Source organism: Lysobacter xanthus (assembly GCF_047159895.1).
Genome location: NZ_BAAGAB020000087.1, coordinates 1 through 9,027, shown reverse-complemented (window position 1 = coordinate 9,027; position 9,027 = coordinate 1). Strand labels below are relative to the sequence as shown.

The following is a 9,027-nucleotide window of genomic DNA, read 5'->3' as shown; positions in this document are numbered from 1 at the left end:
CGAGGGCGATACGCATCGCCGCACACTGCCGGTCGATACGCGAAGCCAGCGTCAGTGGCGGAAGTGGCGGATCCCGGTGAATACCATCGCGAGGCCGTGTTCGTCGGCCGCGGCGATCACCTCGCTGTCGCGCATCGAGCCGCCCGGCTGGATGACCGCCTTGATGCCGGCTTCGGCCGCCGCGTCGATCCCGTCGCGGAACGGGAAGAAGGCGTCGCTCGCCATTACCGAGCCCGGCACGACGAGGCCGGCATCGGTCGCCTTGATGCCGGCGATGCGCGCGGAATAGACGCGGCTCATCTGGCCGGCGCCGACGCCGATCGTGCGGCCGTCCTGCGCGTAGACGATCGCGTTCGACTTCACGAACTTGGCGACGCGCCAGGCGAACAGCAGGTCGGAAAGCTGTGCGTCGGTCGGGGCGATCTTCGTCACCACCTTCAGCTCGTCGCGCGCCACCTCGCGGATGTCGGCCGTCTGCATCAGCAGGCCCGAGCCGACGCGCTTGACGTCCATGTTGTTGCGGCCGTCGCCATGCGGGATGCGCAGCACGCGCACGTTCGCCTTCTTCCTGGCGTAGGTGAGCGCGGCCTCGTCGTAATCCGGCGCGATGAGTACTTCGACGAACTGGCGGTCGAGAATGGTCTTCGCGGTGGCGCCGTCAAGGGGACGGTTGAAGGCGATGATGCCGCCGAAGGCGGACGTGGGGTCGGTCGCGTAGGCGCGCTCGTAGGCGTGCGCATTGTCGACGGCCTCGGCGACGCCGCAGGGGTTCGCGTGCTTCACGATCACGCAGGCGGTGCGCTCGAACTGGCGCACGCATTCCCACGCGGCATCGGCATCGGCGAGGTTGTTGTAGCTGAGCTCCTTGCCCTGCAGTTGCGTGAACGTCGCCAGCGTGCCCGGCACCGGATACAGGTCCCGGTAGAAAGCGCCGAGCTGATGCGGGTTCTCGCCGTAGCGCAGGTCCATCACCTTGGTGAAGCTGCCGTTGTTCTGCTGCGGGAACGGGCTGCGCTCGAACGCGCCTGCCGGGTCGACGGCCGTGATCGCCGACAGGGTGTCGCTGATGCATGCGTCGTACTGCGCGACGCGATTGAACGCGGCGACCGACAGCGCGAAACGCGTGGCGGCCGACAGCGCGCCGTCGTTCGCGTCGAGCTCGGCGGCGATCGCGTCGTACTGCGCGGGATCCGTGGCGACCGCGACGCGCGCGAAGTTCTTCGCGGCCGAGCGCAGCATCGCCGGGCCGCCGATGTCGATGTTCTCGACGATCTCGTCGAGCGTCGACGACGGATCGGCCGAGACCTTCTCGAACGGATAGAGGTTCAGCACCAGCAGGTCGATCGCGCCGATGCCGTGCTGCGCCATCACCGCATCGTCGACGCCGGCGCGTCCGAGCAGTCCGCCGTGCACGATCGGATGCAGCGTCTTGACGCGGCCGTCCATCATCTCGGGAAAGCCGGTCACGTCGCTGACGTCGCGCACATCGAGGCCCGCATCGCGCAGGGCCTTCGCGGTGCCCCCGGTCGACAGCAACTCGACACCGTGGCGTGCGAGCGCCTGCGCGAGCGGCAGCAGGCCGGTCTTGTCGGAGACGGACAACAGGGCGCGGCGAAGCGTCACCGACGGGCCGTTCGGGGCAGCGGTCATGGGGAAAATGGGCGGCGTGGGGAAGCGCCGATTATACCGGCCGGCTCCAGCCGCCCCGGGGCTCAGCCCTGCGCGAGCCCGTAGTCGCGCAGCTTCTTGCGCAGCGTCGCGCGATGGATGCCCAGCAGCTGCGCCGCGCGGCTCTGGTTGCCGTCGCAATGGCGCAGCACTTCCTGGAACAGCGGGATTTCCAGCTCGCGCAACGCGATCTCGTAGAGGTCGGTCATCTCGCAACCGTCGAGGTCGCCGAGGAAGCGGCGGATCGACACGGCGACGTGCTCGCGCAGCGGCACGCGCGCGCCGGGGCGGATCTCGGTGACGGTGGCGGTCGCGATGTCGGACGCGGCGGCGTTCATGGGATCGGGAGGACCCGCGGTCCGGTGCGGGCGGAGGCGGAGTCTAGCCCGGCGACGTCGCGCGCGGCCGGGCGACGCGCGATCGGCGTCGCATCCCCGGACGGACGGTCACTGCAACTGGAAGTCGAACGACTCGACCGGCGCGGCCGGTTCGCGCACGTCGAAGGCGACGTCGAGCGTTTCGCCGGGCGCGACCTGCGACGCCGCATCGCGTCCGTATTCCGCAGGCGGCACGGCGCGCGCGCCGACGCGGCGGCCGTCGACGTCCGACAGGCTGATCACCACCACCGGCGGCGGCTGCGGCCAGCGCGCGTCGTTGCGCACCGTCGCGGTGACGTGCAGCACGCGCCGCTGCGCGCGATCGGGGCGCACGCCGCGCGCGAGCATCGCGTAGGCCGACGGCTCGTGCCAGGCGGGGACGTCGCAGCCGAACACCGCGCACGCCTGCGACACGACCGGCCGCCATGTGGGGTCACGCGCCAGCTGTGCGCGCTGCGCGAGCAGCAGTTGCACGGCGAGCAGCAGTGCGAGCGCACCGAGCGCGACGATCCAGGGCCAGCGGCGGACATCTGGCCGCGCGCGTTCGCGCCGGCGCACGAAGCTCGGGCCGTCGTGCACGGGCGGTGCCACGGCCGCCGTGGTGTCCTCGGGTGCCGGTGAGTCGACCGGGATCGCCTCCGAAGGCGCGTCGGGCGCGCCCGCTGGCGTGTCGGCGGACGGCGCATCGACCGGGGCCGACGGCGGATCCACCGGCTCGCGCGCGACCGGCGCCTCGTGCGCCATCGCGAGGCGCGTCTCGTCGGCGACGTCGCGCTGGCGCCGACGGGGCGTCGGCTCCGGGATGTCGTCGTTCTCGCCCACCAGCGCGCTGCCGCAGCGCGGGCAGCGCTGGCTCGCCTCGCGCCCGGCGATCAGCGCGACCAGGAAACCGCAGTTGGGGCAGGGCTTGAACATCGCGCTATTCCATCACGCCCGGCATCGGGCGGTCAGCGACGGCGGCCGTCGATGCGCACCCAGTCCTCGATGCGCTCGACGCGGACCTCGGCGAGCGCATCGGCATAGGCGGCGATGACCTCGTCCTCCTGTCCCGCGAGGATGCCGGACATCGCCAGGCGCGCGCCCGGCGCGCAGCGCGCGACGATCGTGTCGCGCAGGTCGATGAGCGCGGTGGCGAGGATGTTGGCGACGACGACGGGATAGGTCGCCGCGGGCTCGTCCCTTGGCAGGTGCACGGCCAGCCGGTCGTCGACGCCGTTGCGCTGCGCATTGTCGAGCGTCGCGGTGACCGCCTGCGGATCGTTGTCGACACCGACCGCGCTGGCCGCGCCGAGCTTGAGCGCGGCCAGCGCGAGGATGCCGGAGCCGCAGCCGAAGTCGAGCACGCGCGCGCCGTCGAGCACGCCCTCGCCGGCGAGGCCGTCGAGCCAGGCCAGGCACAGCGCGGTCGTGGGATGCGTGCCGCTGCCGAACGCGAGCCCCGGGTCGAGCCGCACGATCGCCGCGTCGCGCGCATCCGCGCCCTCGGGCAGATCGTGGTTCCACGGCACGATCCAGGTGCGCGCGCCGAACTGCAGCGGTTCGTACTGGTCCATCCAGGCGCGTTCCCAGTCCTGGTCCTCGACGTCGCGGAAGTCCGCGCGCGACCAGTCGAGGCCTTCGTCCATCGCGGCGAGCGCCTGCAGCAGCGGCTCGCGCGGCGTGCCCGCTTCGAAGAGCGCGGTGAGCACCATCTCGCCCCACAGCGGCTGCTCGCCGACGCCGGGTTCGAAGATCGCCTGCTCGTCCGGGGCGTCGGCATGCGCATCGACCAGCGTGACCGCGAGCGCGCCGACGTCCTCCAGCGCACGCTCGTAGCGCGGCTGCTGCGCCTCGGTGCAGGGGAGCGAAAGTTCGAGGAAAGGCATCGCCGGCGGCCTGTGGGCGGAAGGACTTACTTGCCGACGAGCTGGACGGCGTCGACGTTCTTGTAGCCCGTCGCGACGGCGTTGGCGAAGCTGAGCTTCACCGACTTCACCGGATACGGCGTGGCGTCGAACTTGCGCACGAACCACGTGCGGGAGCCCCGCTCGTCGCGGGCCACGTCGCTGGTACCGCTCCATACGGTGTGGGCCGCGCCGTCGACGCCGATCAGCTCCACCTTGGTGATCGCCCGGACGCCGTTCTCGTCGAGTACCGCGCGCACTTCGGTCGCCGAGACCGGCCGCGCGTAGTCGAGCTGCAGCCAGTCGAAGCCAATGTCCTGCTGGTTGTTCGTCCAGGCGTCGCCGTTGACGGCCCCGGTGGCCTGCCACGGCGTGCTGGCATCGTGCGAATCCGCCGGCTTGTCGGCCGCGTCGCCGAACGACGAACTGGCCGTCGCCGCCGTCGCCCATTGGGCGTTCGCATCGTTGATGTAGTCGTTTTCCATCGTCGCGTACGCGAGCTTGGCCTGCGCGTCGTCGGCCGCCGGCGTCGCGGCGGCGTCGGGTGCGGCCGGTGCAGGCGCGGCAGGCGCCGGGGCGGGCGCCGTGGCCGTGGCTTCGGGCGCGGCATCGTCGTGCTTTTTGCAGCCGGACAGCGCGGTGACGGCGGTGAGCGCGATCAGCGAAGCGGTCGCAATTCCCTTGTGCATCGTGGACTCCTGGATGAAAACCGGAACGGTGAGCGGATGGGGTGGGGCGATGGAAAGGGCGGATCAGCCGATCGCGATCGACTTGTCCTTCTGCTCTTTCAGCCGCTTCTCGAGGTAGTGGATGTTCTGTCCGCCCTGCTGGAAGCCGGCATCGGAGAGGATGCGCTGCTGCAGCGGGATGTTGGTCTTGATGCCGTCGACCACCATCTCGTTCAGCGCCACGCGCATGCGCGCGATCGCGATCTCGCGCGTCGGGCCGTGCACGATGAGCTTGCCGATCATCGAATCGTAGTTCGGCGGCACCCGGTAGCCTTCATAGATGTGGCTGTCGACACGCACGCCCGGGCCGCCCGGCGCGTGGAAGTGCTGGATCAGGCCGGGGCAGGGCATGAACGTGTCGGGATCTTCCGCGTTGATGCGGCACTCGATCGCATGGCCCTCGAGGACGATGTCCTCCTGCTTCAGGCGCAGCTTCTGGCCCGAGGCGATGCGCAGCTGCTCGGTGACGAGGTCGATGCCGGTCACGAGCTCGGTCACCGGGTGCTCGACCTGGATACGCGTGTTCATTTCGATGAAGTAGAAGCGCCCGTCCTCGAACAGGAACTCGAACGTGCCGGCGCCGCGATACCCGATGCGGATGCAGGCTTCGACGCAAACCTTGCCGATCTCCGCGCGCAACTGCGGCGTGATGCCCGGCGCGGGCGCTTCCTCGACCACCTTCTGGTGGCGACGCTGCATCGAGCAGTCGCGCTCGCCGAGATGGATTGCGTTGCCCTGGCCGTCGGCGAGGACCTGGATCTCCACGTGGCGCGGGTTCTCCAGGAACTTCTCCATGTAGACCATGTCGTTGCCGAACGCGGCCTTCGCTTCCTGCTTGGTCGTCTGGATGGCGGTGACCAGCGCGGCTTCGGTGTGCACCACGCGCATGCCGCGACCGCCGCCGCCGCCCGCGGCCTTCACGATCACCGGATAGCCGATCTCGCGCGCAATCTTGACGTTCTCCGCCGCGTCGTCGCCGAGCGGGCCGCCGCTGCCCGGCACGCACGGCACGCCCGCGGCCTTCATCGCGCGGATCGCCTCGACCTTGTCGCCCATCAGCCGGATCGTGTCGGCCTTCGGTCCGATGAAGATGAAGCCGGACTGCTCGACGCGCTCGGCGAAGTCCGCGTTCTCGCTGAGGAAGCCGTAACCCGGATGGATCGCCTGCGCATCGGTCACCTCGGCGGCCGCGATGATCTGCGCCATGTTGAGGTAGCTCTGCGCACTCGGTGCGGGGCCGATGCAGACCGACTCGTCCGCCATCGCGACGTGCTTGAGGTTGCGGTCGACGGTGGAGTGCACGGCGACGGTGCGGATGCCGAGCGCGTGGCACGCGCGCAGGATGCGCAGCGCGATCTCGCCGCGGTTGGCGATGACGACTTTATCGAGCATGGGTCAGGTCCATGGGTCTATGGAGGACCGCGCCGCGACTCCCCGTCGCGAGGCGGTTGTGCGCGGCGCGGGCCGCGCGGGCTCACCCGATGACGAACAGCGGCTGGTCGAACTCGATCGGCTGGCCGCTCTCGACCAGCACCTTCAGCACGGTGCCGGACACGTCGGCCTCGATCGGGTTGAACATCTTCATCGCCTCGATGATCGCGAGCGTCTCGCCGGCCTTGACCTGCTGGCCGATGGTGACGAACGCCGGCTTGTCCGGCGCGGGCGAGGCGTAGAACGTGCCCACCATCGGGGCGCGCACGACGTGGCCCGCGGGCAGGTCGCCGCCGGCCTTCGCCGAACCGCCGGAGGCGGCGTCCGTCGGGCTCTGCATCGGCATCGGCGGCGCGGCCTGCGGCTGCGCCTGCTGGACGGGCTGCATGTGCTGCGGGGCGTAGGCGATCTCGACCGGGCGCGAGGTGGTGCGCGCCAAGCGCACCGTCTCCTCGCCTTCCTTGATCTCGATTTCCGAGAGGTTGCTCGCCTCGAGCAGGTCGATCAGCTTCTTGATTTTCCGCAGGTCCATGTCGGGCCTCGTCTGTGGATTCGGGAACGGCGCCGCGGTCGCGGTGCCGGATCAGGAACGGTTGGCGTGCGCCGCGGCGCGCTTGTCGAGCCAGGTCAGCGCGGCTTCCATCGCGAAGCGGTAGCTGTCCGCGCCGAAGCCGCAGATCACGCCCATCGCGAGGTCGCTGAAATAGCTCTGCTTGCGGAACGGCTCGCGCGCATGCGGGTTGGACAGGTGCACTTCGATGAAAGGCAGGTCGGCCGCGGCCACGGCATCGCGCAGCGAGACGCTGGTGTGCGTCAGGCCGGCGGGATTGATGATCAGGAAGGCGGTGCCGTCGCCGCGGGCGGCGTGCAGGCGGTCGATCAGCTCGTGCTCCGCATTCGACTGCATCGACTCGAGCGTGTGGCCGTGCGACTCGGCGTCGACCTTCAGGGCCCGGTCGATCGCCGCGAGGGACGTGCGGCCGTAGACGTTGGGCTCCCGCTCGCCGAGCAGGTTGAGATTGGGCCCGTGCAGGACCAGCAGCTTCGCCATGGCGGGGCCTTCCGACGTCGAAGCGCCGCAGTCTGCGCCCTGGCGGAAAAGCTGTCCAGACGTTCGCTACCGTATCGCCGACGTTGGACGAAATTCAATCGCGCGTTCGAACCGCGTCGAGCGCCCAGTCGTCGAGGTCGCGCGCGGTCAGCGGCCCGGCGTGCCGGCGCAGGATGCGGCCGTCGGCACCGACCAGCACGCTGTAGGGCAACACGCCGCGGGCATTGCCGAGGCGCGCACCGGCGTCCGCCGGCCCAGGCGCGTCGATCCGCACGGCGTAGCCGACCGGCCGACGCCGCAGGAAGGCGCGCACCGCGTCCGCGTCGTCGAGCGCGATGCCGACCACTTGCACGCCGTTCGCGCCCTGTCGGCGGGCGAAGGCGTCGAGCGCTGGCATCTCCTCGAGGCAGGGCCCGCACCAGCTGGCCCAGAAGTTGAGGATCGCCGGGCGCCCGGCGAGGACGTCCGCGAGCGGGCGCACCCGCCCGTGGAGGTCGGGCAACGCGAGCGCCGGGATCGGGTCGCCGACGCCCGCCACGGCAAGGCCGGGTGCGGTCGCGGGCGGCGGCGCGATCGCGCGTGCGAGCTTCGTGCCGTGCATGCCGCCGCCGAGCAGGAGGCTCGCCGCCACGCCCAGGACGCCGGCGATCGCCGCCGCGGCAAGGATGGCGCGGGTGCTCACCGGGCCGCGTCGCCCAGCGCCTGTTCGACCATCGCGGTCGTCAGCAGCGTCGGCAGCACCTTCGGCTCGCCGCGGCGCGGGTAGACGACATAGAGCGGCACGCCGACGGCGCCGTGGCGCTGGAGGAAGGCGGTGAGCGCGGGATCGACATCGGTGTAGTCGCCGACGAGGTAGGCGGCGCCGGCGGACTGCAGCGCCGCGGCGAACACGGGCCGGCCGAGCACGGTGCGCTCGTTGGCCTTGCAGCTCACGCACCAGTCGGCGGTGATGTTGACGAAGACCACGCGGCCCTCCGCACGCAGCGCGGCGAGGCGCGCCTCGCTGAAGGGCTCGTGGGTGCCCGCGGCCGCCGCGACCGGCGCGTTCGGGCGCGGCAGGCGATGCACGGTGACGAGCGACGCGCCCACCGCGGCGAGCCCGAGCACGAGCGCGAGGGTGCCCCAGGCGCGACCGCGATGCCGCGTGCGCGACCAGGCCCAGGCGACGAACGCGACCGCCACCGCGGCCGCGAGCGTCCAGGCGATCGCATCCGGCCCGCGCTGCCGGCCCAGCACCCAGACCAGCCACGCGGCGGTGAGGTAGAGCGGGAAGGCGAGCGCCTGCTTGAGGGTCTCCATCCACGCGCCGGGCCGCGGCAGCAGCGCCGCGAGGCCGGGCAGCAGGCCGATCAGGATGAAGGGCATCGCGAGGCCGAGGCCCAGCGCGACGAACACGGCGAGCGCGAGCGCGGTCGGTGCGAGGAAGGCCCAGGCCAGTGCGGCGCCCATGAAGGGCGCGGTGCACGGCGTCGCCACGACGACGGCGAGCACGCCGGTAAAGAAGTCGCCGACCAGCCCGCTGCGGCGCGTGAGGCCATCGCCGGCACCGGTCCAGCGGCCGCCCGCGTGCCACAGCCCCGAGAGGCTGAGGCCGAGCGCGAACATGACCAGTGCGAGGACCGCGACGACCACGGGCTCCTGCAGCTGGAAGCCCCAGCCGAGTGCGCGGCCCGCATGGCGCAGGGCCAGCGCGAGGCCGCCGAGCAGCAGGAAGCTGGTGACCACGCCGGCTGTGTAGCCCGCCGCATGGCGACGCGCGGCGGCGGGCGTCGCGCTGTCCGCGAGCGACAGCGCCTTGAGCGAAAGCACCGGCAGCACGCAGGGCATCAGGTTGAGCACTCAAGGTAGCGACGTACGTGCTCCGGATAATTCGCAGCATGTACCCCGTC

Annotated in this window: 10 protein-coding genes; all 10 read right to left on the bottom strand. The window is 71.3% G+C overall.

What is annotated here, in order from left to right:
* Positions 1–51: 51 nt before the first annotated feature.
* The 10 genes from purH to ACY35P_RS14110 all read right to left on the bottom strand — a co-directional run bounded on the left by purH (position 52) and on the right by ACY35P_RS14110 (position 8,977).
* Positions 52–1,650 (bottom strand): bifunctional phosphoribosylaminoimidazolecarboxamide formyltransferase/IMP cyclohydrolase, encoded by a 1,599-nt coding sequence (purH, locus tag ACY35P_RS14155; protein ID WP_462116482.1) that lies wholly within the window; start codon positions 1,648–1,650, stop codon positions 52–54.
* A gap of 62 nt (positions 1,651–1,712) precedes the next feature.
* Positions 1,713–2,006: a DNA-binding transcriptional regulator Fis gene (fis, locus tag ACY35P_RS14150; protein ID WP_462116481.1), complete on the bottom strand. Its 294-nt coding sequence runs from the start codon at positions 2,004–2,006 to the stop codon at positions 1,713–1,715.
* 108 nt (positions 2,007–2,114) lie between these two features.
* Complete coding sequence (locus ACY35P_RS14145) at positions 2,115–2,960, bottom strand: DUF3426 domain-containing protein (RefSeq protein ID WP_462116480.1); 846 nt, start codon at positions 2,958–2,960, stop codon at positions 2,115–2,117.
* A 32-nt stretch (positions 2,961–2,992) separates the two neighbouring features.
* Complete coding sequence (prmA, locus tag ACY35P_RS14140) at positions 2,993–3,910, bottom strand: 50S ribosomal protein L11 methyltransferase (RefSeq protein ID WP_462116479.1); 918 nt, start codon at positions 3,908–3,910, stop codon at positions 2,993–2,995.
* A gap of 26 nt (positions 3,911–3,936) precedes the next feature.
* A complete protein-coding gene (locus ACY35P_RS14135) occupies positions 3,937–4,617 on the bottom strand; it encodes a hypothetical protein (protein ID WP_462116478.1) in 681 nt (226 codons plus the stop codon).
* Between the two features lie 63 nt (positions 4,618–4,680).
* Positions 4,681–6,048, bottom strand: coding sequence for an acetyl-CoA carboxylase biotin carboxylase subunit (accC, locus tag ACY35P_RS14130; protein WP_462116477.1), 1,368 nt, complete (start codon positions 6,046–6,048; stop codon positions 4,681–4,683).
* A gap of 82 nt (positions 6,049–6,130) precedes the next feature.
* The gene (gene accB, locus ACY35P_RS14125; RefSeq protein ID WP_462116476.1) at positions 6,131–6,619 is read right to left on the bottom strand and encodes an acetyl-CoA carboxylase biotin carboxyl carrier protein; all 489 of its coding nucleotides are present in this window, start codon (positions 6,617–6,619) and stop codon (positions 6,131–6,133) included.
* Between the two features lie 51 nt (positions 6,620–6,670).
* Complete coding sequence (gene aroQ / locus ACY35P_RS14120; protein ID WP_462116475.1) at positions 6,671–7,138, bottom strand: type II 3-dehydroquinate dehydratase; 468 nt, start codon at positions 7,136–7,138, stop codon at positions 6,671–6,673.
* A 94-nt stretch (positions 7,139–7,232) separates the two neighbouring features.
* Entirely contained in the window at positions 7,233–7,820 is a 588-nt protein-coding gene (locus ACY35P_RS14115) for a TlpA family protein disulfide reductase (protein ID WP_462116474.1), read from the bottom strand.
* On the bottom strand, positions 7,817–8,977 hold the full coding sequence (locus ACY35P_RS14110) for a protein-disulfide reductase DsbD family protein (protein ID WP_462116473.1): 1,161 nt from the start codon (positions 8,975–8,977) through the stop codon (positions 7,817–7,819). Before ACY35P_RS14110 ends, ACY35P_RS14115 begins: the two co-directional genes overlap by 4 nt.
* Between the last annotated feature and the right edge of the window lie 50 nt (positions 8,978–9,027).